This window comes from Deinococcus sp. Leaf326 (genome assembly GCF_001424185.1).
Lineage (GTDB): Bacteria > Deinococcota > Deinococci > Deinococcales > Deinococcaceae > Deinococcus.
Window position 1 is genome coordinate 177,992 of record NZ_LMOM01000032.1, and the last position, 21,567, is coordinate 199,558.

The 21,567-nt window shown below is 68.9% G+C and carries 22 protein-coding genes and 1 pseudogene; 19 read left to right on the forward strand and 4 right to left on the reverse strand.

Going from position 1 to position 21,567, the window contains the following annotated elements; all coding sequences use genetic code 11:
* Window position 1: 1 nt before the first annotated feature.
* The 18 genes from ASF71_RS11515 to ASF71_RS11600 all read left to right on the forward strand — a co-directional run bounded on the left by ASF71_RS11515 (window position 2) and on the right by ASF71_RS11600 (window position 19,131).
* Window positions 2–718: a CoA transferase subunit A gene (locus ASF71_RS11515; RefSeq protein ID WP_056299853.1), complete on the forward strand. Its 717-nt coding sequence runs from the start codon at window positions 2–4 to the stop codon at window positions 716–718.
* Entirely contained in the window at window positions 715–1,347 is a 633-nt protein-coding gene (locus ASF71_RS11520; RefSeq protein ID WP_056299856.1) for a CoA transferase subunit B, read from the forward strand. Before ASF71_RS11515 ends, ASF71_RS11520 begins: the two co-directional genes overlap by 4 nt.
* Window positions 1,348–1,482: 135 nt before the next feature.
* Window positions 1,483–2,418: a LysM peptidoglycan-binding domain-containing protein gene (locus tag ASF71_RS11525; RefSeq protein WP_056299858.1), complete on the forward strand. Its 936-nt coding sequence runs from the start codon at window positions 1,483–1,485 to the stop codon at window positions 2,416–2,418.
* 150 nt (window positions 2,419–2,568) lie between these two features.
* Window positions 2,569–3,345 (forward strand): SDR family oxidoreductase, encoded by a 777-nt coding sequence (locus ASF71_RS11530; protein WP_056300534.1) that lies wholly within the window; start codon window positions 2,569–2,571, stop codon window positions 3,343–3,345.
* A 24-nt stretch (window positions 3,346–3,369) separates the two neighbouring features.
* Window positions 3,370–3,819, forward strand: a complete 450-nt coding sequence (locus ASF71_RS11535; protein WP_056299863.1) for a MaoC family dehydratase — start codon at window positions 3,370–3,372, stop codon at window positions 3,817–3,819.
* A gap of 28 nt (window positions 3,820–3,847) precedes the next feature.
* Window positions 3,848–5,122 (forward strand): acyl-CoA dehydrogenase family protein, encoded by a 1,275-nt coding sequence (locus tag ASF71_RS11540; protein WP_056299866.1) that lies wholly within the window; start codon window positions 3,848–3,850, stop codon window positions 5,120–5,122.
* A 1-nt stretch (window position 5,123) separates the two neighbouring features.
* Window positions 5,124–5,948, forward strand: a complete 825-nt coding sequence (locus tag ASF71_RS11545) for an SDR family oxidoreductase (RefSeq protein ID WP_056299869.1) — start codon at window positions 5,124–5,126, stop codon at window positions 5,946–5,948.
* Window positions 5,945–7,069, forward strand: a complete 1,125-nt coding sequence (locus ASF71_RS11550; RefSeq protein ID WP_056299872.1) for a phosphotransferase family protein — start codon at window positions 5,945–5,947, stop codon at window positions 7,067–7,069. The genes ASF71_RS11545 and ASF71_RS11550 overlap by 4 nt, the downstream gene beginning before the upstream one ends.
* Entirely contained in the window at window positions 7,062–7,772 is a 711-nt protein-coding gene (locus ASF71_RS11555) for a histidine phosphatase family protein (RefSeq protein ID WP_056299874.1), read from the forward strand. Before ASF71_RS11550 ends, ASF71_RS11555 begins: the two co-directional genes overlap by 8 nt.
* A 244-nt stretch (window positions 7,773–8,016) precedes the next feature.
* Entirely contained in the window at window positions 8,017–9,027 is a 1,011-nt protein-coding gene (locus ASF71_RS11560) for a LacI family DNA-binding transcriptional regulator (RefSeq protein ID WP_056299876.1), read from the forward strand.
* A 367-nt stretch (window positions 9,028–9,394) separates the two neighbouring features.
* Window positions 9,395–10,654 carry an ABC transporter substrate-binding protein gene (locus ASF71_RS11565; protein WP_056299881.1) on the forward strand — a complete coding sequence of 420 codons (1,260 nt, stop codon included), beginning with the start codon at window positions 9,395–9,397 and terminating at the stop codon, window positions 10,652–10,654.
* A 107-nt stretch (window positions 10,655–10,761) separates the two neighbouring features.
* Entirely contained in the window at window positions 10,762–11,745 is a 984-nt protein-coding gene (locus ASF71_RS11570) for a carbohydrate ABC transporter permease (RefSeq protein ID WP_056299884.1), read from the forward strand.
* A gap of 1 nt (window position 11,746) precedes the next feature.
* On the forward strand, window positions 11,747–12,634 hold the full coding sequence (locus ASF71_RS11575; protein ID WP_056299886.1) for a carbohydrate ABC transporter permease: 888 nt from the start codon (window positions 11,747–11,749) through the stop codon (window positions 12,632–12,634).
* Window positions 12,635–12,777: 143 nt separating this feature from the next.
* The gene (locus tag ASF71_RS11580; protein ID WP_056299889.1) at window positions 12,778–14,139 is read left to right on the forward strand and encodes a GH1 family beta-glucosidase; all 1,362 of its coding nucleotides are present in this window, start codon (window positions 12,778–12,780) and stop codon (window positions 14,137–14,139) included.
* A gap of 91 nt (window positions 14,140–14,230) precedes the next feature.
* Entirely contained in the window at window positions 14,231–16,204 is a 1,974-nt protein-coding gene (locus ASF71_RS11585) for a carbohydrate binding domain-containing protein (protein WP_056299892.1), read from the forward strand.
* Between the two features lie 119 nt (window positions 16,205–16,323).
* Window positions 16,324–17,220 (forward strand): pyridoxal kinase, encoded by an 897-nt coding sequence (gene pdxY, locus ASF71_RS11590; RefSeq protein ID WP_056299894.1) that lies wholly within the window; start codon window positions 16,324–16,326, stop codon window positions 17,218–17,220.
* A 93-nt stretch (window positions 17,221–17,313) separates the two neighbouring features.
* Window positions 17,314–17,955: a class I SAM-dependent methyltransferase gene (locus ASF71_RS11595; protein WP_082505954.1), complete on the forward strand. Its 642-nt coding sequence runs from the start codon at window positions 17,314–17,316 to the stop codon at window positions 17,953–17,955.
* Between the two features lie 93 nt (window positions 17,956–18,048).
* Window positions 18,049–19,131 carry an SDR family oxidoreductase gene (locus ASF71_RS11600; RefSeq protein ID WP_056299897.1) on the forward strand — a complete coding sequence of 361 codons (1,083 nt, stop codon included), beginning with the start codon at window positions 18,049–18,051 and terminating at the stop codon, window positions 19,129–19,131.
* Window positions 19,132–19,145: 14 nt separating this feature from the next.
* On the opposite strand, the gene ASF71_RS11605 is transcribed toward ASF71_RS11600, so the two are convergent.
* A complete protein-coding gene (locus tag ASF71_RS11605; protein ID WP_056299900.1) occupies window positions 19,146–20,111 on the reverse strand; it encodes a YafY family protein in 966 nt (321 codons plus the stop codon).
* A 73-nt stretch (window positions 20,112–20,184) separates the two neighbouring features.
* Here ASF71_RS11605 and ASF71_RS11610 point away from each other — a divergent pair, with 73 nt between their 5' ends.
* Window positions 20,185–20,670: a DinB family protein gene (locus ASF71_RS11610; protein WP_056299902.1), complete on the forward strand. Its 486-nt coding sequence runs from the start codon at window positions 20,185–20,187 to the stop codon at window positions 20,668–20,670.
* Here the strand turns inward: ASF71_RS11610 and ASF71_RS11615 are convergent.
* The 3 genes and pseudogenes from ASF71_RS11615 to ASF71_RS11625 all read right to left on the reverse strand — a co-directional run.
* Window positions 20,658–20,918: pseudogene (locus ASF71_RS11615) on the reverse strand (SDR family NAD(P)-dependent oxidoreductase); the annotation flags it as partial. The gene ASF71_RS11610 and the pseudogene ASF71_RS11615 overlap by 13 nt on opposite strands.
* A 27-nt stretch (window positions 20,919–20,945) precedes the next feature.
* Window positions 20,946–21,224 carry a hypothetical protein gene (locus ASF71_RS11620; RefSeq protein WP_056299906.1) on the reverse strand — a complete coding sequence of 93 codons (279 nt, stop codon included), beginning with the start codon at window positions 21,222–21,224 and terminating at the stop codon, window positions 20,946–20,948.
* Window positions 21,221–21,529, reverse strand: coding sequence for a hypothetical protein (locus tag ASF71_RS11625; RefSeq protein WP_056299910.1), 309 nt, complete (start codon window positions 21,527–21,529; stop codon window positions 21,221–21,223). The genes ASF71_RS11620 and ASF71_RS11625 overlap by 4 nt, the downstream gene beginning before the upstream one ends.
* Between the last annotated feature and the right edge of the window lie 38 nt (window positions 21,530–21,567).

Consider the following 21,567-nt stretch of genomic DNA (forward strand, 5'->3'; position numbering starts at 1 on the left):
GATGAACAAGGAATATGGAAGCGGCGCCGAGGCGCTGCGCGGCGCCGTGCAGGACGGCCAGACGGTGGCCGTGGGGGGCTTCGGGCTGTGCGGCATTCCCGAGGCCCTGATCGTGGCCCTGCGTGACAGCGGCGTGCGCGACCTGACGGTGGCGAGCAACAATGCGGGCGTCGACGACTTTGGGCTCGGGCTCCTCCTGCGCACCCGTCAGATTCGCCGCATGATCTCCAGCTACGTCGGCGAAAACAAGGAATTTGAGCGCCAGTACCTCGCGGGCGAGCTGGAGCTTGAATTCACGCCCCAGGGTACCCTGGCCGAGAGGTTGCGGGCCGGCGGCGCGGGCATTCCCGGCTTCTACACGAAAACCGGCGTGGGCACGGTCGTCGCCGAGGGCAAGGAGCACAAGGACTTCGGCGGCCAGACCTACCTGCTCGAACGCGGCATCGTGGCCGACCTCGCGCTCGTCAAGGCCTGGAAGGCCGACCGCGCCGGGAATCTGGTGTACCGCAAAACCGCCCAGAACTTCAATCCGGTCGTGGCGACCTGTGGCCGCCTGACCGTGGCCGAGGTCGAGGAGATCGTCGAGGTGGGAGAACTGAACCCCGACCACATCGTTACTCCGGGGATCTACGTGCACCGCATCGTCGTGAACGCGCAGCCCGAGAAGCGTATCGAGCAGCGCACCGTGCGCGCCGCGGCCGCGGGGAGTGCGGCGTGAGCTGGTCGCGCGACGAGATGGCGGCGCGGGCGGCGCGCGAACTGCGCGGCGGGATGTACGTGAATCTGGGGATCGGGCTGCCCACCCTGGTCGCCAACCACATTCCGGCGGGGATGGACGTGACGCTGCAATCCGAAAACGGCCTGCTGGGGATCGGGCCTTTTCCGACCGAGGCGGAGGTGGACCCGGACCTCATCAACGCGGGCAAGCAGACGGTGACGGCGCAGCCGGGGGCGAGCTTTTTTTCGAGCGCCGAATCCTTCGCCATGATCCGGGGCGGGCACGTGGATCTGGCGATTCTGGGGGCCATGCAGGTGAGCGAGCGCGGCGACCTCGCCAACTGGATGATTCCCGGCAAGATGGTCAAGGGGATGGGCGGCGCGATGGACCTCGTGGCGGGTGTGCGGCGGGTGGTCGTGCTCATGGAGCACGCGGCCAGGGACGGAGCGCCCAAGCTGCTGCGCGAATGCACGCTGCCGCTGACCGGCCAAGGCGTGGTGCACCGAGTCATCACTGAACTGGGGGTTCTGGACGTGACGCCGGCGGGATTCGTGCTGGCCGAGCTTGCGCCGGGTGTCACGCGGGCCCAGATCGGGGCCCGGACCGGCGCCGAGATCCAAGATTCCTGAAGGCAGCACACATCACATACATCTTTCGGTGGATGCGATGAGAGAGAATTAATGCACAGATAAAGTGACTTGTGGCAGACTTCCGGCGATGCCCAGCCAAGCCGAAGTTCGCCCGCCCTCCGGAAGGTCCGAGTAATGCGTCTCCGCCCCCTGCTGGCGGTTCTGGGGCTGGCCCTGGGGGGCCTGGCCACAGCCGCCGGCTACACGGTGCAGACCGGCGATACCCTCTACAACGTGGCGCGGCGCAGCGGCAGCACGGTCGAGGCCATCATGGCCCTGAATCACCTGAACAACAGCAACCTGCAACTCGGGCAGGTGCTCACGCTGCCCGGCGGCCTCACGTCCCTGCCGCCAGCGCCTCCTTTAGGCAGCCTGGGGCCGGTCGCCCTGCCGGGGTCGATCGGTCTCGCCGAGGGTCCGGCCGCGCCGGTGACGAGCGTGCAGGGAATGGGCGCGGCCCAGGCGGCCCCGGTGGTCCTCTCGGCCGCGCCCATCCGCACGCCCCAACGGCCGACGAGCACGCGGCTCGAACGCGGCCTGTTCACGCCCTCACGCCTGCCGGTCGCCGGGGGCACGACCCTGCGCGCGGCCTCGACCGGAGCGGGATCCGGCGCGCGGCCCCAGAGCGTGTACCTCCAGGTGGGCTACGAGGCCCAGACCTTCAACAACTGTGGCCCGGCCAGTGTGGCGAGCGTGATGCGCGCCTTTGGGCGTCCGGTGTCGCAGCGCGATTACCAGCAGGTTCTGCGGCCCACTGGCGGTTACACCCAGACCCGCGACGTGTCGGACCTGCTCGTCCGTCAGGGCCTCCAGGCCCCGCTGCGCCGCAGCGGCACGGTCGAGGCGATCAAGGACGAGCTCGCCGCCGGGCACCCGGTCATCGTGTTGCAGTACCACAGCGTCTACGGCAAGACTCCACACTTCCGCGTGGTGCGCGGATACGACGAGACGCAGGGCATCCTGATCATGAGCGATTCGATCAGTGGCCCCAACGTCGCTCTGACCGAGCGCGACTTCGACGTGCTGTGGAATATGCAGGGCCGGCAGTACATCCCCGTCAGCCGGGGCTGAGCCGGGCGGCGCAGGGGGGACGGTGCGGCAGCCGTCTCCCCTTCCTTTTGCCCTGCATATGGCCACAGAGCATCCCCGAGCGGACACAATTGACGCGCACGTAAATTCCGGCCTATGCTGCCTTCACATTTCAACTCGTGGAGGCAAATGATGGCCCTGAAGGAACTGTTCGACCTGTCCGGCAAGACGGCGCTCATCACGGGTGGCTCGCGTGGCCTGGGACTCCAGATCGCCGAGGCGCTCGGGGAATACGGCGCGCGCGTGGTCCTGACCGCCCGCAAGCAGAACGAGCTCGACGAAGCGCTGGCCCACCTGAGTGGCCTGGGCATCACGGCGTCGGTGTATGCCAACGACTTGGGCGATTTCGGGTCGCTGGACCCGCTCGTCGATCGCGTCGTCTCAGAAGTGGGGGAGATCGACATTCTCGTCAACAACGCCGGGGCGACCTGGGGCGCGCCGACGGTCGAGCATCCGCTCGACGCCTGGATGAAGGTGATGAACGTCAACCTCAACGGCACCTTTGTCCTCACCCAGAGTGTGCTGCGCCGCTGCATGCTGCCGCGCGGCTGGGGCCGGATCATCAACGTGGCGAGCGTGGCGGGGTTGCAGGGCAACGACCCGAACATGACACCCACGCTGGCCTACAACACCTCCAAGGGCGGCCTCGTGAATTTCACGCGCGCCCTGTCGTCCGAAGTCGCGGCGCGCGGCGTGACGGTCAACAGTATCTGCCCCGGCTACTTTCCGACCAAGATGACGCGCGGCACGCTGGCCTACGGCGAGCAGGCCATCCTGGACCACACGCCCATGCGCCGGCTGGGCGGCCCGGAGGACCTCAAGGGACTGGCGCTGCTGCTCGCCAGCGACGCCTCGACCTTTGTGACCGGCCAGAACATCGCGGTGGACGGCGGCGTCAGCGCGGTATGAGGGCGGCCCGATGAGGAGGACGCGGTGACGCCCGAGGAACTTCCCGCCCGCATCGGGCAGGAGATCGCCCTGTCGGCCTGGGTGCCGGTCACTCAGGAGCGCGTGAACGCCTTTGCGGAGGCGACCGGCGACCACCAGTTCATCCATACCGACCCCGAGCGGGCGGCGGCCGGTCCCTTCGGCGCGCCCATCGCCCACGGCTTCCTGACCCTGTCGCTGCTGGCGGGCGAGTTCTCGGTGCAGGGCGGCGGCGTGAGGATCGAGAACAGCCGCCTGACCGTGAACTACGGCCTGAACAAGGTGCGCTTCGTCGCGCCCGTCCGGGTCGGCGCGCGCCTGCGCAACCACGCCGTGCTCCGGAGCGTGGAACCGGGACCGGACTACGTCCAGATCACCGTGCAGAACACCATCGAGATCGAAGGCGAGGCGAGACCCGCCTGCGTCGCCGACAGCATCTTCCGGGTGTACCTCTAAGGGACCCTGCGGCACTGGAGGACTTTCTATGACCCTGTTCGACCTTTCCCCCCGCACCGCCGACCTGCACGCGCGACTCCTGAAGTTCATGGACGAGCACATCTACCCCAACGAGCAGGAATTCGAGCGCCAGCGCAACGAGGGCAACCGCTGGGCGCACATCCAGCTTATCGAGGACCTCAAACCCAGGGCGCGGGCCGAGGGCCTGTGGAACCTGTTCCTGCCGCCTGCCAGCGACCCGGCCGGAGAGTTCGGAGCGGGCCTGAGCAACCTGGAGTACGCGCCGCTGTGCGAGGTCATGGGCCGGGTCTGGTGGGCGCCCGAAATCTTTAACTGCGGCGCTCCCGATACCGGCAACATGGAGGTGCTGGCCCGCTACGGTACGCCCGAGCAGCAGGCGCAGTGGCTCGTGCCGCTCCTCAACGGCGAGATCCGCTCGGCCTTCTCGATGACCGAGCCGGACGTGGCGAGCAGCGACGCGACCAACATCCAGTCGAGCATCGTGCGCGACGGCGACGAGTACGTCATCAACGGTGACAAGTGGTGGTCAAGCGGCGCGGGCGACTCGCGCTGCAAGGTCAGCATCTTCATGGGCAAGACCGACCCCGGCGCCGAGCGTCACCTCCAGCAGTCCATGATCCTGGTGCCGCTGGACACGCCCGGAGTGACCACCGAGCGCCCCCTGACCGTGTTCGGTTACGACGACGCGCCGCACGGCCATATGCAGATGACCTTCCGGGACGTGCGCGTGCCCGCCAGTAACCTCCTGCTGGGCGAGGGCCGGGGCTTCGAGATCGCGCAGGGCCGGCTGGGGCCGGGGCGCATCCACCACTGCATGAGGTTGATCGGGCAGGCCGAGCGCGCACTGGAACTCATGGTGGCCCGTGCAGGGCGCCGCGTGGCTTTCGGCAAGCCGCTGGCGGCGCACCAGCATGTGCAGGAACTCATCGCCCAGAGCCGCATGGAAATAGACCAGGCGCGGCTGCTGACCCTGCACGCCGCTCACATGATGGACACGGTGGGCAACAAGGCGGCACGTGGCCAGATCGCGGCGATCAAGGTGGTTGCGCCCAACGTGGCCCTGCGGGTCATCGACCGGGCCATCCAGGTGTACGGCGGCGAGGGCGTCTCGCAGGACACGCCCCTGGCGATGATGTACGCCCAGGCCCGTACGCTGCGGCTGGCCGATGGCCCCGACATCGTGCACATCGGCACGGTGGCCAAGGAAGAACTGCGCCGTCAGGGCGTGGACCTGCGGGCCGGGCGGCCGCGTACCGATTCCGCCCCCAAGGGAGCGAACTGATATGGAATTCAACGGCAAAGTGATCGTCGTGACGGGAGCGGCCTCGGGCATCGGACTGGCGCTGGCGACCCGGTTCGTGGCAGAGGGGGCGACCGTGATCGCCTCTGACCGCAACGCCGACGCGGGCGCGCAGAAGGCCACCGAGATGGGCGCGCGTTTCGTGGCCGCCGACATCGGACAGGAAGAGGGCGTCAAGGGACTGATCGACGACGTGTTGGCCAAGGAAGGCCACATTGACCTGTTCTGCTCCAACGCCGGAATCGCGGTCGGGGAAGGGCCGGAGACGCCCGACAAGACCTGGGACCTGATCCACCGCGTCAACGTGATGAGCCACGTCTGGGCCGCGCGCCACCTGCTGCCGCACATGCTGGAGCGTGGCGAGGGTCACCTGCTGAACACGGCGTCGGCGGCGGGCCTGCTCACCGAACTGCACTCGGCTCCCTACGCCGTGACCAAGCACGCGGCCCTGGCCTTTGCCGAGTGGCTGGCCGTGACCTACGGCGACCGGGGCATCCGGGTGTCGTGCCTGTGCCCCGAGGGCGTCTGGACCCCGATGATCCAGAACGCGCCGATCCTGCAGCAGACCGCCATCAGCACCGACGAACTCGTCGAGAAGACGCTGGAGGTGCTGCGCCGCGACGGCTTTCTGGTCACCACGCACCCGACCACGCTGGTCTCGTTCCAGAACAAGGCGAACGACTACGACGGCTGGATCGGTAAGATGCGCCGGCTGCGCCTCAAGGCGATGGCACTCCTCGCGGGGCACGGGACGGCTCCTGCTGGCGCTGCACCTGTCTCTGCCGCTGCTCCGGGTGAGCAGGGGTGAGTCAGCCCCAGGACACCGCTCCCGTGCGGGCCGGCGAGGAGCTGCCGCTCGACCGCCTGCGCGACGCCCTGCGCGGCCAGGTCGCCGGGGACGTGGCCGCGCTGGAGGTGCGGCAGTTCCCGGGCGGGTTTTCCAACCTGACCTACCTGCTGCGGGCGGGCGACCACGAGTATGTCCTGCGCCGCGCGCCGCTGGGGCCGGTTGCCAAGGGAGCGCACGACATGGCGCGCGAGTTCCGGCTGCTGGAGCGGGTCAGCCCGGTGTTCCCGGCTGCGCCCAGGCCTGCGCTGCTCGTCGAGGATGAAGCGGTGCTGGGCGCCCCTTTCTATCTCATGGAGCGGCGCCGGGGCGTGGTCGTGCGGTCGCGGCTGCCGGACGCCTACGCGGCGAATCCGGACGCCCCCCGACAGCTCTCGGAGGCGCTCGTGGATACGCTCGCCGCCCTGCACGCCGTGGACATCTCGGCAGCGGGACTTAGCGAGCTCGGCCGCCCCGAGGGGTTCAATACCCGGCAGGTGTCGGGCTGGGCCGGGCGTTGGCGGCGCGCACGCGACCTGCTGCAAGGCTCGGGCGACCTGCCCCCGCCCGCCGAGCTGCGCGACGAACTGGTCATCGCGTGGCTCGAGGCCCATACGCCGCCCGAGAGCGCGCACACGCTGGTGCACAACGACTTCAAGCTCGACAACCTGATGTTCGCCGAAACCGACCCGGCGCACGTCACGGCCCTGCTCGACTGGGAGATGACCACGGTGGGCGACCCCCTGGCCGACCTGGGCCTGAGCCTGACCTACTGGACGATGCCCGAGCAGCCCGGCGGGGCGCGCAGCCGCGTGGGCGCCGCCGCCAGCGACCAGGGCTTCCTGACCCGCGAGGAATTTCTGGCGCGCTATGCCGGGCGCAGTGGGCGCGACGTGAGCAACGTGGCGTGGTACGAGGTGCTCGGGCACTTCAAGCTCGCGGTCATCGTCCTCCAGATTTTCGCGCGCTACCGCGCTGGTCAGACCACGGACCCCCGGTTCGCTCCGCTGGCGGCCCAGGCGAAGTGGCTCATCGGCGAGGCGTGGCGCCGCATTGCTGCGGATGCGGGAGGCGAGGCCGCCTTCCAGCCGACCGATGAGTGAACTGATTCTGGTCAGGCACGGGCAGGCGACCCCCTTCGAAGCCGATACGGACCGCCTGTCGGCGCTGGGCGAGGCGCAGGCCCGCGCGGTGGGCGAAGGGCTGGCGGCCCTGGGTACCGTGCCTACCCATGTCCTGCACGGGCCGCTCGTGCGCCAGCGCCGCACGGCCCTGCTGGCTGCCGGGGCGGCGGGCGGCGACTGGCCCGGCCCCCAGGAGGACCCCCGACTGGCCGAGTACGACGGTGACGGTCTGGTTCGCCTCCTGGCTCCGCTGTACGCGGCCCGGAACGCCGACTTCGCCGCGCAGGTGGGCGCCTTCGAGGCGCGGCGGGCCGAAGGTGGTCCGGGCCGCAACCGCGCCTTTCAGGGCGTGCTCGAAACCCTGGCGGAGGCGTGGCGCCTGGGCGACGTGACCCACCCCGGCGTCGAGGGCTGGCCCGAGTTCCGGTCCCGGGTGCGCGCGGCCTTCGCGGACGTGCTGGCCTTGCCCTCCGGCAGTACGGCCGTGGTCTTCACGAGTGGTGGCGTGACCGGGCTGGCGGTCGCCCTGAGTCTGGACGCCCCCGATACGGCCGCCCTGAAGCTCAACTGGCGCGTGAAGAACGGTAGCCTGACCCGCCTGACCTTCGGTGGCGGTCGCGTCAGTCTGGACACCTTCAACGAGACGGCCCACCTGCCGGGCGACCTGTCGAGCTGGCGCTGAGACGGTGATGGGCGAGGCTGGGCTGCGGTGTTTCTGCCGCAGTCCAGTTCGCCTCGGAATATGTTCGGGCTGGAGCCATTGTTCGGCAGCGGCAGCCACGCTTATGAACCACAGCGGCGTGGTGCCAAACGGGACCAAGCGCGGGAGAACCTGTCGTTGGGTGGCTGGATCTCATCCCCAGACCAGACGACGTACCCAGACGGCATTTCACCTTTGAAACCGCTTTCAAGGCTATACTCCGGGCATGATCCGCAATGTCACCCTGGCAGAAGTGGCCCGCGAGGCCGGGGTGTCCCCCAGCACCGTCTCGCGCATCCTGAACGGTACCGCGCGCGTGAAGGGCGACAAGGAACTGTCGGTGCGCCGTGCCATCGACCTGCTGGGCTACCGACCCAACGCCTTCGCGCGTGGACTGGCGACTGGAGCATCGGGAAGCATCGGGGTCCTCACCCAGGACATCGCCAGTCCCTTCTACAACGACGCCCTGAGCGGCATTGAGCGCGGGCTGATGGGCAGTGGCTACTCGCCCATCATCATCAGCGGGCATTGGCGGACCCATGAAGAGGAACATGCAGTCGAGCTCCTCCTCGCGCGCCGGGTCGAGGCCCTCATCGTGCTGGGCGGCCAGTTGCCGGACCAGGAACTGCGCGACCTCGCCGCGCGCCTGCCCGTGGCGGTGCTGGGCCGGCCGCTCGACCTGAGCGAATTTGGCGGAGCCAGCATCGCCCTGAACAACCGGCAGGCATCACGTGATCTCGTCACGCACCTGCTCGACCGCGGCCACCGCGTCATCGGGCACATCATGGGTCTGGCCGACCAGGAAGACGCGCAGGAGCGGCTGGACGGCTACCGCGAGGCGTTGGAGTCGCGCAGCGTGGCCTACGTGCCGTCGCTGGTGGTGCAGGGTGACTTCCGCGAGCCTTCGGGTTTGATCGGGATGCAGCGGCTCCTCGCGGCGCACCCCGACATCACGGCCGCGTTCTGCGCGAACGACCAGATGGCCTACGGGGCGCGGCTGGCGCTGTACCGCCTGGGCATCCGCGTGCCCGAGGACGTGTCGCTCGTGGGGTTCGACGACCTGCCGGGGTCGTGCTACACCACGCCGCCCCTCACCTCGGTTCGCCAGCCGATGGAGGAGATGGGCCAGTGGCTCGCCCGCTTCGTGCTGGGACAGCTGGTGGGGGAGGCCGTGCCGCCCTTCACGCCGCGCCTGGAGCTGCAACTGCGCGAGTCGGTGGCGTCCCGGCGTCCGTGAAACCCGTTTCACAGCGGTCCGGTGCCTGTGCAGCCCGGACCGCTCTTTTCTGTCGCGTCGCCTCGACACAAACTTCGCCTTGAAAGAACGTTCTTTTCGCCCTGAGACGACACTTTTGGGTAAATGACCTGACTGTCTTCTGACGCTAAGACGATCTGGAACGTTTCAGGCGTCCCGCAGCGTGAAAGACGTTCTTGACAACGCTTTCAAGACGTCTTAAGCTCTCCCTAAGCTCAACCCAAGTGTTCCGCCGCGCAGACGTCCGAGTCTGTGTGCTTCTGTCCTGGCCGCCGGTCTTCCGGTTGGTCCTCGCCCGGCCGCCTGTTTACCTGGCCCTTCCCGCTCCCGAATCTGGAGGATGTCCCCTATGCGTAAACTGCTCATGGTGTCTCTCGCGCTCGTTACGGCCGCCGCGCTCCCCACCGCCTCGGCCCAGACCAAGAAGACCATCACCATCGGCGTCTTCCCCGACCTCGACAGCGTGGTCAAGGCGGCGCTGCCGGGCTTCTACAAGCTGTACCCGAACGTGACGGTCAAGGTGAACTCGCTGGCCTACGCCGACCACCACACCGCGCTGACCACCGCGCTCTCGACCGGCAAGGGCGCCAACGACGTCGAGGCCGTGGACTTCGGCTACATCGCCAAGTTCGCCGAGGGCAACGGCCTGGTGGACATTGCCAAGGCGCCCTACAACGCCTCGCAGTACCGCTCGCAGTTCGTGGCCTTCACCTACCCGCAGGCCATGACCCAGGACGGGCGCATGGTCGCCATGCCCACCGACATCGGCCCCGGCGCCATGTTCTACCGCTCCGACATGCTCAAGAAGGCCGGCGTCAGCGCCACCTCCATGAACCAGAGCTGGGAGAGCTACATCGCCAATGGCAAGAAGGTCGTCGCCGCCAACCCCGGCAGCTTCCTGATCCCCGACGCCGGCGAAGCCGCGCAGATCATCCTGCGCACCGGCCTGAAGTCGGGCGAGGGCCTGTACTTCGACAAGACCGGCAAGGTGCTCGTCGGTCCCGACAACGCCCGGTTCGTGCGCGCCTTCACGGTCGCCAAGCAGATCCGCGACGCCAAGCTCGACGCCCGCGCCGGCTCGGCCTTCTCGCCTGACTGGACGACCGCCTTCCAGAAGGGCAACCTCGCCACCGAGTTCTCGGGCGCGTGGCTCGTGGGCCACATGCAGAACTGGCTCGCCAAGGACTTCAGCGGCAAGTGGGCCTCGCAGAACCTGCCCGGCGGCACGTTCGCGAGCTGGGGCGGCTCCTTCTACTCTATCCCCCAGCAGAGCAACAACAAGACCGAAGCCTGGAACCTCATCAAGTACCTCACGACCAACTCGGCCCAGCAGGTGCTCGCGTTCAAGACGACCGGCGCCTTCCCCGCGCTGCGCTCGGCCGCCAACGACGCCATCTTCAATGAGGGCGTGCCATACCTCGGCGGCCAGAAGGCCCGCGTCCAGTGGCGCCAGGCGGCCCTCAAGATTCAGCCGCTCGATGTCAACCGCCTCGACCCCATCGCCGAGCAGATCGTGAACGACTCGCTGGCGACCGTGCTCGATGGCAGCAAGGACGTCAACACGGCCCTGACCGAAGCCGGTCGCCTGATCGCCCGCCGCGCGCGCTGAGCCCGGCCGGGGCGCCGGGGGGAGGTGGGGCGACGTTCGCTCCGGCCTCTTCTCCCGGCGCCCCTTTTTTGTTCCGGCGCAGGGCATAGGCCGCGCAGGGGAGACACATGCTCGCAAGTCCGAAATCCAGTTCCGGCTCCCGGCCGCCGCGACGTGCGGGCGGCTGGACCGAGTTCCAGCGGCGGTACGCGCCGTACATCTTCATCAGTCCCTTTTTCGTCCTGTTCTTCATCTTCGGGCTGTTTCCGATCCTGTTCAATGCCTACCTGTCGTTCCAGGAATGGCAGCCCGGCACCGGCCTGGGGGACATGAAGTTCGTGGGGTTCCGGAACTACACCGATAACCTCACTGACCCGACCTTCTGGCTGTCGCTGAAGAACACCGGTATCCTGGCTGTGCTCTCGGGCCTGCCGCAGCACCTGCTGGCGATTCCGCTGGCCTTCGCCGTGTACGGCGGTCTCAAGAAGCTCCAGAACCTCGTGACGGCCGTGTACTTCCTGCCGTACATCACGTCCATCGTGGCGATCTCGGTGATCTTCTTCACGCTGTTCTCGTGGCAGTACGGGGTCATCAACGCGGCGCTGAACGCCCTGCACAACGTTCCTCTGATCGGCGGGCTGTTTCCGGCCGAGAAGATCAACTGGCTGGGCCAGAAGGAATACGTGCAGCCGTCCATTGCCCTGGTCGTGATCTGGCGCTACACCGGCTGGAACATGCTGCTGTATCTGTCGGGCCTCCAGGCGATTCCCAAGGAGCTGTACGAGGCGGCCTCGGTGGACGGCGCGACCGGCTGGCAGAGCTTCCGCTACATCACGTTGCCGCTTCTGCGCCCGATCATGTTCGTGGCCGTGACCCTGAGCCTCATCGGCGGGCTGCAACTGTTCGAGGAACCGTTCATCCTGACCAACGGCGGGGGCGGCGCGGGCCAGGCGGGCCTGACCACCATCATGTACATGTACCGCACCTACGCGAGCTACTCCGACGCGGGCGTGGCGGCGGCGATGTCGTGGCTGCTGTTCCTGGTGATCGGCGCGCTGACGCTGGTGAACAATCGTCTGTTCGGCCGCAGTGGCATGGCCGGGAAGGACTGAGATGACGACCGTTTCCCCCTCTGCCGGGCAGCCCGAACAGGCGCGGCCCACCCAGGCGCGCGGTTTCCTGCCGGGCCTGCCCCGCTTCGCCGCCTACCTCATCATCGCCCTGGGCGCCCTGCTCACCATCGCGCCCTTCTACTTCATGTTCGTGTTCGCTACGCACAGCCGCACCGAGATCTTCCAGCTGCCGCCGCCCACGTGGTTCGGCAACAACCTGGAGACCAACTATCAGAGCCTGATGGAGCGCGTGCCCTTCTGGCGCAACCTCTGGAACAGCCTGTATCTGGCGGTCATCACCACGGCGACCACGCTGTTCTTCTGCACGCTGGCGGGCTACGCCTTCGCCATGTACGCCTTCAAGGGCCGCGACGTGCTGTTCGGGCTGCTGCTCGCCACCATGCTCGTTCCGGGCACCCTGAACATCGTGCCCTTCGCGCTGATCATGCAGGCCCTGGGCTGGATCGACACGCCGCGCGCCCTGTGGATTCCGGGGATGGCGAGTGCGTTCGGCATCTTCCTGATGCGCCAGTACATCGGCTCGGCCATTCCGCGTGAACTCGTCGAGGCCGCGCGCATCGACGGCGCGACCGAGTTCGGCATCTTCCGCAAGATCATCGTGCCGCTCACCGGCCCGGCGATGGCGACCCTGGGTCTCGTGACCTTCGTGCAGTCGTGGAACGGCTTTCTGGGGCCGCTCATCATCTTCCGCTCGGCCGAGACCTACACGGCGCCGCTGGCCCTGCGCACCCTTCAGGGCATCGCCAACACCGACTGGGGCGCCCTGATGTGCGGCGTGGCCCTGACCGTGGTGCCGCTGCTCATCCTGTTCGCCATCGCCTCGCGCCAGCTTATCGAGGGCCTGACCGCCGGAGCTACCAAGGGCTGAGCCCCGCTTCCGGACGGATCGCGCCCCTGCCCCCCGGTCTTCCTCTCGCTCGAACTTTGCCGCGCCTCCTGCCCGTCTCTGGGAGGCTGGTCCCACCGCCCCACTACGTCCCCAACCCGAACGCCCTTGCAAGGAGCCCCACCATGACCACCCTGACCACGCCCACCGGTCCCCTCACTGCCGAGGCCGCCAGCCGCCTGACCCGGCGCGATTTTCCGCAGGGATTCACCTTCGGGGTCGCCACGTCGTCCTTCCAGATCGAGGGCGCGACCTCCGAGGACGGACGCGGCCCGAGCATCTGGGACACGTTCTGCCGCGAGACCGGGCGCATCCGCGACGGCAGCAACGGCGACGTGGCCTGTGACCACTACCACCGCTGGGAAGAAGACCTCGACCTGATCGCTGGCCTGGGGGTGGACGCCTACCGCTTCAGCGTGGCGTGGCCGCGTATCCAGCCCACGGGCAGCGGGCCGGCGCTCACGGCGGGCCTGGACTTCTACGACCGCCTGACCGACGGCCTGATGGCGCGCGGGGTCGAGCCGCACGTCACGCTGTACCACTGGGACCTGCCGCAGGCCCTCCAGGACGCGGGCGGCTGGGTCAACCGCGACACCGCCCACCGCTTCGCCGAGTACGCCGGGATCATGGCCGAGCGCCTGGGCGACCGCGTCCGCAGCTACGCCACCCTGAACGAGCCGTGGTGCAGCAGCATCCTGAGCTACCTCATCGGCGAGCACGCGCCGGGCCTGCACGACCGCCGCCTCGCGCTGGCCGCGGCCCACGGGCTGCTGCTGGGGCACGGCCTAGCGGTGCCTGAGATCCGCCGTCACGCGCCGGAGTCGCAGGTGGGCATCGTGCTGAACCTTACGCCCCAGACCCCCCTGAGTACCAACCCGGCCGACGTGCGGGCCGCGCGCCTGGCCGACGGGATGGCCAACCGCCTGTTCCTCGACCCCCTGCTGCGCGGCGAGTACCCGCAGGACGTGTTCGACGAGGCTGGGGACGACGCCCCCGAGGTGCAGCCCGGCGACCTGGAGACCATCGGCGCCGCCTGCGATTTCATGGGCGTGAACTACTACTCGCGCGGCGTGGTGGGCGCGCAGGGCAGCGCCGTCCCCGAAGGCGCTCCCGTGACCGACATGGGCTGGGAGGTCTACCCGCAGGGCCTGACCGACCTGCTCGTCCGGCTCAAGGCCGATTACCCCAACCTGCCCCCGCTGATGATCACCGAGAACGGCTCGGCCTACGCCGACCGCCTGGAGAACGGCGCGGTGCATGACCCGGAGCGCGTCGCCTACCTCCAGACCCACCTCGCGGCCCTGCTGGACGCCGTGCACGCCGGAGTGGACCTGCGCGGCTACTTTGCCTGGAGCCTGATGGACAACTTCGAGTGGGCCTGGGGCTACGAGAAGCGTTTCGGGCTGGTGTACGTGGACTACGCGACCCAGGAACGTGTCCTGAAAGACAGCGCCCGCTGGTACCAGGGTTTCCTGGGCGGCCGCTGACCCCGGCCGGACCGGTCACGACGGAGGGGCGCCTGGTCGCCCCTTCGGCGTTCTCTTCCCGCATTTCTCACCCACTTCCGGAGGACCACCGATGAAAACGCTGCTCTGCGCCAGCCTGCTGGGCGCCCTGCTCCTGAGTGCCTGCACGGCCCAGACCTCGCCCACCGCCCAGACCGTCTGGAGCGACGAATTCAGTGGAACCGGTCTGGACGCAGCCAAGTGGACCCCCCAGATCGGCAACGGCATCATGTCGGGCACCGAGTACGTGGCTGGCTGGGGCAACAACGAGCTGGAGTACTACACCGGCCGCCCCGAGAACGTGCGGGTCGAGAACGGCGAACTGGTCATCACCGCGCGCCGCGAGAGCTACAGCGGCCCGGCGGGCAACGTCACCGCAACCTTTCCCTGGACCTCGGCGCGGCTGCGCACGGCCGGCAAGTTCAGCCGCGCCTACGGCAAATTCGAGATCCGCGCCAAGTTTCCGCGCGGCAAGGGCATGTGGCCTGCCATCTGGATGCTGCCCGAAGACCCCAGTCCCTACGGCCTCTGGGCGGCCAGCGGTGAAATCGACATCGCCGAGGGTTGGGGCAGCAAGCCCAACAACGTGGCGCACACCATCCACTACGGCGGGCAGTGGCCCAACAACGTCTATTCGGGCACGACCGTCGACTACCCGAACGGGGGCGCGGCGGACGAGTGGCACACCTACACCCTGGAGTGGACGCCCGGCGTCCTGAAGTGGCTGGTCGACGGTCAGGTCACCCAGACGAAGACGAGCTGGTGGAGCGCGAAGGGGGCCCCGCCCGCCGGCGACGCCGACCTGTACCCCTGGCCCGCACCCTTCGACCGGCCGTTCCACCTGCTGCTCAACCTCGCGGTAGGGGGAAATTTCGACGGCAACCCCGACGCCACGACCCCCGACACGGCCGAGATGCGGGTGGACTACGTGCGCGTCTGGGCCATGCCCGGCGAGACGGCCAGCCCCAGCCCGCGTTCCGAGACGCGCTTTCCCTGGACGCCGGTCCCGGCCCGTGCTGCGCAGCCGGACGGCAACCTCGTGTACAACGAGTCCTTCGAGTGGCTAGATAGCGACCCGCGCGTCACCGCCGACGCCACGCACCTCGACGGCGTACCGCAGTCGGCCTACTGGACGCTGTACAAGAGCGACGGTGCCGTGACCCTGAGTAGCGACGCGGCGCAGGGCCGGGCGCTGAGGGCAGACATCACCAACGCGGGCGGCGTGAACTACGCCGTGCAGTTGCGCCAGGACGGTCTGAACGTCGAGGCGGGCAAGAAGTATGAGGTCAGCTTCGACGCCTGGGCCAGCGCGCCACGCTCCATGATGGTCAAGGTCGGCGGCGGCCAGGACCGGGGCTTCGCGGCCTACTCGGGCGAGCAGACGGTGGCGCTGGGCACCGAGAAGAAGCGTGTGACCCTGGCCTTCGATATGAAGGGCATCACCGACGCGGCGGCGCGCCTGGAGTTCAACCTCGGCAACGCGGGCATCAACACGGTCTGGCTCGACAACGTGTCGGTGCGCGCGGTGGGCGAGGTGGCCGGCGCGCGGCCCCCGGCGGCCGACGGCAACCTGCTGTACAACGCGGCCTTCTCGCCGGCCGTGACGGGTGACGCCGGCATTCCCGGTGTGGCGGGCAGCGCCTACTGGTCGGTGTGGGAAAACGGCACGAGCGGCCTGACTCCCAGTGTTCAGGACGGCGCCGTTTCTCTCAAGGTCGCGCACGTGGACCCGGCCAACAACTGGCACGTGCAGCTCAACCAGGTAAACGTGGCCCTGGTCGCCGGCCGGAAGTACACCCTGACCTTCACCGGCCGGGCCGACAGCCCCCGCAAGGTGGGCGTGGTTGTGGGTGAGCAGGGGGGCAGCTACGCCCGTTACCTGGATGCCAGTGCCGACCTGACGCCGACGGCTCAGCCCTACATCTACACCTTCACCTCGCCGGTCACGAACCCCAGCGCGCAACTGCAGATTCTGGGCGCGTCGGGGCAGGCGGGCGACGCCTACACTCTGACCTTCCGCGACTTCCGGCTGGCGCCCGCGAACTGAGACGGCCTCGGGGGCCGGGGGACCATCACCCTGTTTCCCGTCCGCGCCTGCCCCTCCTTCCTGAGCCCCCGGCGAACCGTGTCTCCCGCACGGCCCGCCGGGGGCCTATCCTTGGGCGCATGGTCGCTTCCGCCTCTCTGCCCCTGAATCTCCTGAGCATCCAGTCGTGGGTCAGCTACGGCCACGTCGGCAACGCCGCCGCCATGTTCCCGTTGCAGTGCCTGGGGATCGAGGTCTGGGCCGTGAATACGGTGCAGTTTTCCAACCACACCGGCTACGGCGCCTGGACCGGGACGGTGTTCGCCCCCGAACTCGTGGCCGAGCTCCTCGACGGTATCGAGGCGCGCGGCGCCCTGCCGAGCTGTGACGGTGTTCTGAGCGGCTACATGGGGTCCGAGGGTACGGTCGCCGCCGTCGTCGCGGCCGTCGCCCGCGTGCGGCAGGCCAGCCCCGGCGCGCTGTACTGCTGCGACCCCGTGATGGGCGACGTGGGGCGCGGCGTGTTCGTGCGTCCCGAACTGCCCGAACTGATTGGCGCGCAGGCGATTCCGGCGGCCGATATCGTCACGCCCAACCAGTTCGAACTCGAACTGCTCACCGGCCGGAAGGTGGACACGCTGGAGCACGCCCTGGAGGCGGCGCGCGCGCTGCGTGATCGCCTCAACCCCGGTGGGCCGCGCATTGTGGTCGTGACCAGCCTCGTGCGGCAGGACGCGCCGGAGGGCGTGATCGAGACGTTGGCCGTCACGGGTGAGGGCGCGTGGCTGTGCCGCACGCCGCTCATCGACCTCGACCCGCCGCGCAACGGCACCGGAGACGCTATTGCCGCGCTGTTCTTCGGCCAGTACCTGCGCTCCGGGGGCGACGTGGCCCGCGCCCTGTCACTCTCGATGAGTGCCCTGTACGCCCTGCTAGAGCTGACCCACCGCCTCGGCACCCGCGAGATCCAGCTCGTGGCCGCGCGCGACGAGTATGCCGCGCCGGGGCGGGTCTTCGGGGCCGAGCAGATCGGCTAGGCCGGGGCCGGCGCGTTGGCCCTCCCCAGGGGCCTTTCCACACATTGCGGGGGCACTCGCGGTCTGGGCTCGATCGCCGCGCGACCATGCCCCATGACCAGCGACCTTCCGGCCCACGCCTTTCGCCGCGTGGACGAGACGCCCGACGAGGCCTTCTACGCCCAGCCCCGCTTCGTGACCCATATCGACGACGGGGCGATTGCCGCCGTCACGGAGCTGTACCGTGAATATTTTCCGGCAGGCGGCGACCTGCTCGACCTCATGAGTTCCTGGGTCAGCCATCTGCCGCCCGAGGTCGAGTACGGCCGGGTGGAGGGCCTGGGCATGAACCACCGGGAACTCGCCGCCAACCCGCGCCTGAGCGGCTACGCGGTGCAGAACCTGAACGCAGACGCGCAGTTGCCCTACCCGGACACCAGTTTCGACGGCTGCGGCCTGTGCGTGTCGGTGGACTATCTCACCCGGCCGGCCGAGGTGCTGCGCGAGGTCGGCCGGGTGCTGCGGCCCGGCGCGCCGGTGGTCATCACCTTCTCCAACCGCTGCTTTCCGACCAAGGCCGTGCGGGTCTGGCACGAACTCGACGACGCCGGGCATCTCGCACTCGTCGCGGAGTTCCTGCGGCAGGCAGGCAACTTCACCGGAATCCAGACCCTCGACCGCAGTCCCCGCCGCGCCGGGCGCCTGAGCGGCGATCCGCTCTACGCGGTCGTGGGTCGCGCGGCCGGTACGCAGTAAGCCTGGGCTGGGAAGGCGCTCATAAAGGCCCGGGGCGCCGGCCAACGCTTTAGATCGCCGCGCCCATCAGTCTCCGGTCCCTACACTGCCCGGATGTCCGACGACCCCGCTTCACGTACTGCCCTCATCGTGGGGTCCACCGGTCTTTCGGGCCGCACGCTGGCCCAGCTGCTGACGGAACGCGGCTGGACCGTCTACGGCCTCGCCCGGAAGCCTGCACAGGATATTCCGGGCCTGTTGCCGGTCGCCGCCGACCTGCTCGACCCCCGTACCCTGGGTCCGGCGCTCGCGGGGGTGCGGCCCACCCACGTCTTTTTCACCTCGTGGTTGCGCCAGGAGACCGAGGCGCTGAATATCGATGTAAACAGCGCGATGGTCCGCAACCTGCTCGACGCCGTGCGGCCCCAGGGATCGGTACAGCATGTCGCGCTCGTCACGGGCCTCAAGCACTACCTGGGGCCGTTCGACGCCTATGCCCAGGGCGAGAGCTTGCCGGTCACGCCTCTGCGTGAGGACCAGCCGCGCCTGGACCTGCCCAACTTTTACTACGCCCAGGAGGACGAGGTCTACGTCGGCGCCGCGCGGGACGGCTTCACCTGGAGTGTCCACCGGCCCCACACCCTCATCGGGAAGGCGGTGGGCAACGCCATGAACCTGGGGACCACCCTGGCCGTCTACGCCTCGCTGTGCCGCGCCTCGGGGCAGCCCTTCCGGTGGCCGGGGTCGGGCGCCCAGTGGTCGGGCCTGTCGGACGTGACCGATGCCCGTGTGCTGGCCGAGCAGCTCGTGTGGGCGGCCGAGACGCCCGCCGCGCATGACCAGGCCTTCAACGTGGTCAACGGCGACGTGTTCCGTTGGAGCCGCCTGTGGGGGCGGATCGCCGACTGGTTCGGCGTCGAGGCGGCCGGGTTCGGCGGCGTGGTGCATACGCTGGAAGCTGAGCTGGCCGGGCAGGGGCCGGCATGGGCCGCTCTGGCGGCGCAGCATGGACTGGCCGAGCCGGACCTGAACCGCCTCGCCTCGGCGTGGCACACCGACCTCGACCTGAGTCGCCCCATCGAGGTGATGACTGACATGTCCCGCAGCCGCGCCCTGGGCTTTTCGGTGTACCAGAACACCGAGGAGTCGTTTTTCGACCTGTTCGAGCAGCTGCGCCGCGACCGCCTGATTCCCTGACCGGACCCTCCCCTTCAGGCGGTCTGGACCGGTGGGGCCAGGACCGCCTGAGCACGGGCCGCGACGCGCTCGACGGCCCGCAGCAGTTCGGGCGGGCCGTCCACCCGGATCTCGCAGCCCAGACCCAGCAGGAAGCCGGCGAAGGCGTCGAGGTGGTCGCGCTGACCCCGCAGGCGCGAGCCGCCGCCCTCGGGCAGAAGTTCGGTGCCCCAGCCCGAGAGCTGGGCCCGCAGGCTCTCGGGCGGAGCACCCAGCCAGACGCTGACCCCCTGGGCCTGAGCTGGGGCCGGCAGCGAGGCGCGCAGCCACGCCACGGCGTCGAAGTCGGCGGGCGGGGTAAAGGTGTCGTCCAGCACCCGCACCCCGGCCATGCGGTCGAGCCGGAAGGACCGGCGCTCGCCGCGCAGATGGCAGTGCCCGACCGCGTACCAGCGGCCGTCGAAGTGCACGGCGCGGTACAGGTCGGCCCGCCGCACGCTGCCCTCGCCCCGGCCCGAGCGGTAGCTGAACTCGATCTGCCGGCCCTGGCGCATCGCCGTCAGGAGGGTGCCCATGTGCGTGGCCTCGACCGTCACGACCCAGGGCGCGGCGTCGAGCTGCACGGCCTGGCGCAGCGCCCGCACCTCCTCCCGCAGGGTGTCGGGCAGCGTGCGCGCCAGCTTGGCCGCCGCGAGATCGGCCGCCGGGGCGAGATCGCGCAGGCCCAGGTGTCCCAGCGCCAGCAGCCCGAGCGACAGGCTCAGGGCCTCCTCGCCGCTGAACATCAGGGGCGGCAGCCGGAAGCCGGGACGCAGGCGATACGCGCCCCCCACCCCCCGCCGGCCCTCGACCGGAATCCCCAGGTCCTGAAGGCGCGCCACGTAGCGCTGGACGCTGCGTGGGCTGACCTCTAGCACCCGGCTCAGTTCGGCGCCGGTCACGCTCTCGCGCGACTGGAGCAGCTCCAGCACAGACAGCACGCGCATGGACGGGTCGTACATGCGCCCAGCTTGCCACACAAATACGACAGGTTCTGACGGGAACGCGCATTACGTTGTGGGCGGAGGAAACCCCATGACTACGCAAACCAGAGAAGTGCCCGCCGCCATCACGTTCGCCGGATTCCAGGACCACTGGCTCGGACACCGTCGCCTGACCCGCCGGGTCATCGCCGCCTTTCCCGAGGATCAGCTCTTTACCTTCAGCGCCGCGCCCCCCATGCGGACCTTCGGCGAGATGGGCGGCGAACTGCATTTCGTCAGCGCGATGACCCTGGACGGGCTGCTGACCGGCGAATGGAAGGAACCCGACTGGGCCACCGCTCCCCGTACCCAGTCCGAACTGCTGGGCGCCTGGGACGCGCTGAGCGCGCGGATCGAGGCCGAGTTCGGGCAGATCGATCCGGCGACCTTCAGCCGGATGTCCGCATTGCCCTGGGGCGAGATGCCGGGCTGGGCGGCGGCCATCTACGCGGTGGACAACGAGATTCACCACCGGGGCCAGGGCTACGTGTACCTGCGTGCCCTGGGCACCGAACCGCCCCCCTTCTACGAGCGCTGAGCGGCGTTCACGCGGGCCTGGACGCTGGGGGCGAAGACCTCGGCCTCCCCGGTCGTGACCGCCCGCAGCACGAGCTCGGCCACCGACTGCGCCGAGTCACCCTGGCGGTAGCCGGCGGCACGCTCGGGCGCGGCTCCGACCGAGTTGTGCCCAAACTCAGTGTCAGTCATGCCGGGGTAGACCACGCCGACCGTGATCCCGAGCGGCGCGAGCTCGGCGCGGGCCACGAGCGAGAGGTTGTTCAGCGCGTGTTTCGTCGCCCTTTTTCAGTAACCCTAGGTCTTGCTGGTCGTCTTGCGGGTGGTGGCCTTCTCGTCCTCGGCCGCCGCTTCGGGCTCCTCGGCCTTCGGCTCCGGCGCGTCCGTGATCTCGAGGGCCAGAATCTGACGGGTGTTGAGAACGACCTTCTTCGTGACCTCGCCCTCAGCATTCTTGAACTCCAGGAGGAACGCGGCATCCTGCTGATTCTGGGCAGTGGTGAGCGCTTGGTACTGGTCGTCGGTCAGGGTGTAGGTGCGGGTCTTGCCGTCTCCGGCGATCTCGACTCGTTTCATTTCGTGCCTCCCAGCTTGAGAACTTGGTACGCCTGCTCCACCACGTAATCGACCAAAAGCTTCTCCAGCCGGTCCACCTCGGGCGAGTCCACCAACGCTTTCAGGATCGGCCCGGCGAAGGGGATCAGCTCGACCTTGTCGTCCAGGGCTTCGACGAATGCCAGCACGCCCGCTGCGACGGTGGCGTGGTTGGCGGTGCCGTCCTCGGGGGTGGCTGCGGTGGGCTGCTGCTTGATGAGTTCGATGGCTTTGGCGAGGGCGGCCTTAGAAAGCAGTTTGGAGAGGAAGGGGGGGATTCCGTTCATGGGTGTACCTCCGGGTTTGATGGTGCGCTCAGGGGGCG

What these genes read in the sequence shown, in the direction of transcription:
- ASF71_RS11525 (WP_056299858.1), top strand. Translation starts at nt 1,483, where the DNA reads ATGCGTCTCCGCCCCCTGCTGGCGGTTCTGGGGCTGGCCCTGGGGGGC.
- ASF71_RS11560 (WP_056299876.1), top strand. Translation starts at nt 8,017, where the DNA reads ATGATCCGCAATGTCACCCTGGCAGAAGTGGCCCGCGAGGCCGGGGTG.
- ASF71_RS11610 (WP_056299902.1), top strand. Translation starts at nt 20,185, where the DNA reads ATGACTACGCAAACCAGAGAAGTGCCCGCCGCCATCACGTTCGCCGGA.
- ASF71_RS11545 (WP_056299869.1), top strand. Translation starts at nt 5,124, where the DNA reads ATGGAATTCAACGGCAAAGTGATCGTCGTGACGGGAGCGGCCTCGGGC.
- ASF71_RS11540 (WP_056299866.1), top strand. Translation starts at nt 3,848, where the DNA reads ATGACCCTGTTCGACCTTTCCCCCCGCACCGCCGACCTGCACGCGCGA.
- pdxY (WP_056299894.1), top strand. Translation starts at nt 16,324, where the DNA reads ATGGTCGCTTCCGCCTCTCTGCCCCTGAATCTCCTGAGCATCCAGTCG.
- ASF71_RS11600 (WP_056299897.1), top strand. Translation starts at nt 18,049, where the DNA reads ATGTCCGACGACCCCGCTTCACGTACTGCCCTCATCGTGGGGTCCACC.
- ASF71_RS11575 (WP_056299886.1), top strand. Translation starts at nt 11,747, where the DNA reads ATGACGACCGTTTCCCCCTCTGCCGGGCAGCCCGAACAGGCGCGGCCC.
- ASF71_RS11555 (WP_056299874.1), top strand. Translation starts at nt 7,062, where the DNA reads ATGAGTGAACTGATTCTGGTCAGGCACGGGCAGGCGACCCCCTTCGAA.
- ASF71_RS11605 (WP_056299900.1), bottom strand. Translation starts at nt 20,111, where the DNA reads ATGTACGACCCGTCCATGCGCGTGCTGTCTGTGCTGGAGCTGCTCCAG.
- ASF71_RS11620 (WP_056299906.1), bottom strand. Translation starts at nt 21,224, where the DNA reads ATGAAACGAGTCGAGATCGCCGGAGACGGCAAGACCCGCACCTACACC.
- ASF71_RS11585 (WP_056299892.1), top strand. Translation starts at nt 14,231, where the DNA reads ATGAAAACGCTGCTCTGCGCCAGCCTGCTGGGCGCCCTGCTCCTGAGT.
- ASF71_RS11580 (WP_056299889.1), top strand. Translation starts at nt 12,778, where the DNA reads ATGACCACCCTGACCACGCCCACCGGTCCCCTCACTGCCGAGGCCGCC.
- ASF71_RS11570 (WP_056299884.1), top strand. Translation starts at nt 10,762, where the DNA reads ATGCTCGCAAGTCCGAAATCCAGTTCCGGCTCCCGGCCGCCGCGACGT.
- ASF71_RS11515 (WP_056299853.1), top strand. Translation starts at nt 2, where the DNA reads ATGAACAAGGAATATGGAAGCGGCGCCGAGGCGCTGCGCGGCGCCGTG.
- ASF71_RS11595 (WP_082505954.1), top strand. Translation starts at nt 17,314, where the DNA reads ATGACCAGCGACCTTCCGGCCCACGCCTTTCGCCGCGTGGACGAGACG.
- ASF71_RS11530 (WP_056300534.1), top strand. Translation starts at nt 2,569, where the DNA reads ATGGCCCTGAAGGAACTGTTCGACCTGTCCGGCAAGACGGCGCTCATC.
- ASF71_RS11625 (WP_056299910.1), bottom strand. Translation starts at nt 21,529, where the DNA reads ATGAACGGAATCCCCCCCTTCCTCTCCAAACTGCTTTCTAAGGCCGCC.
- ASF71_RS11565 (WP_056299881.1), top strand. Translation starts at nt 9,395, where the DNA reads ATGCGTAAACTGCTCATGGTGTCTCTCGCGCTCGTTACGGCCGCCGCG.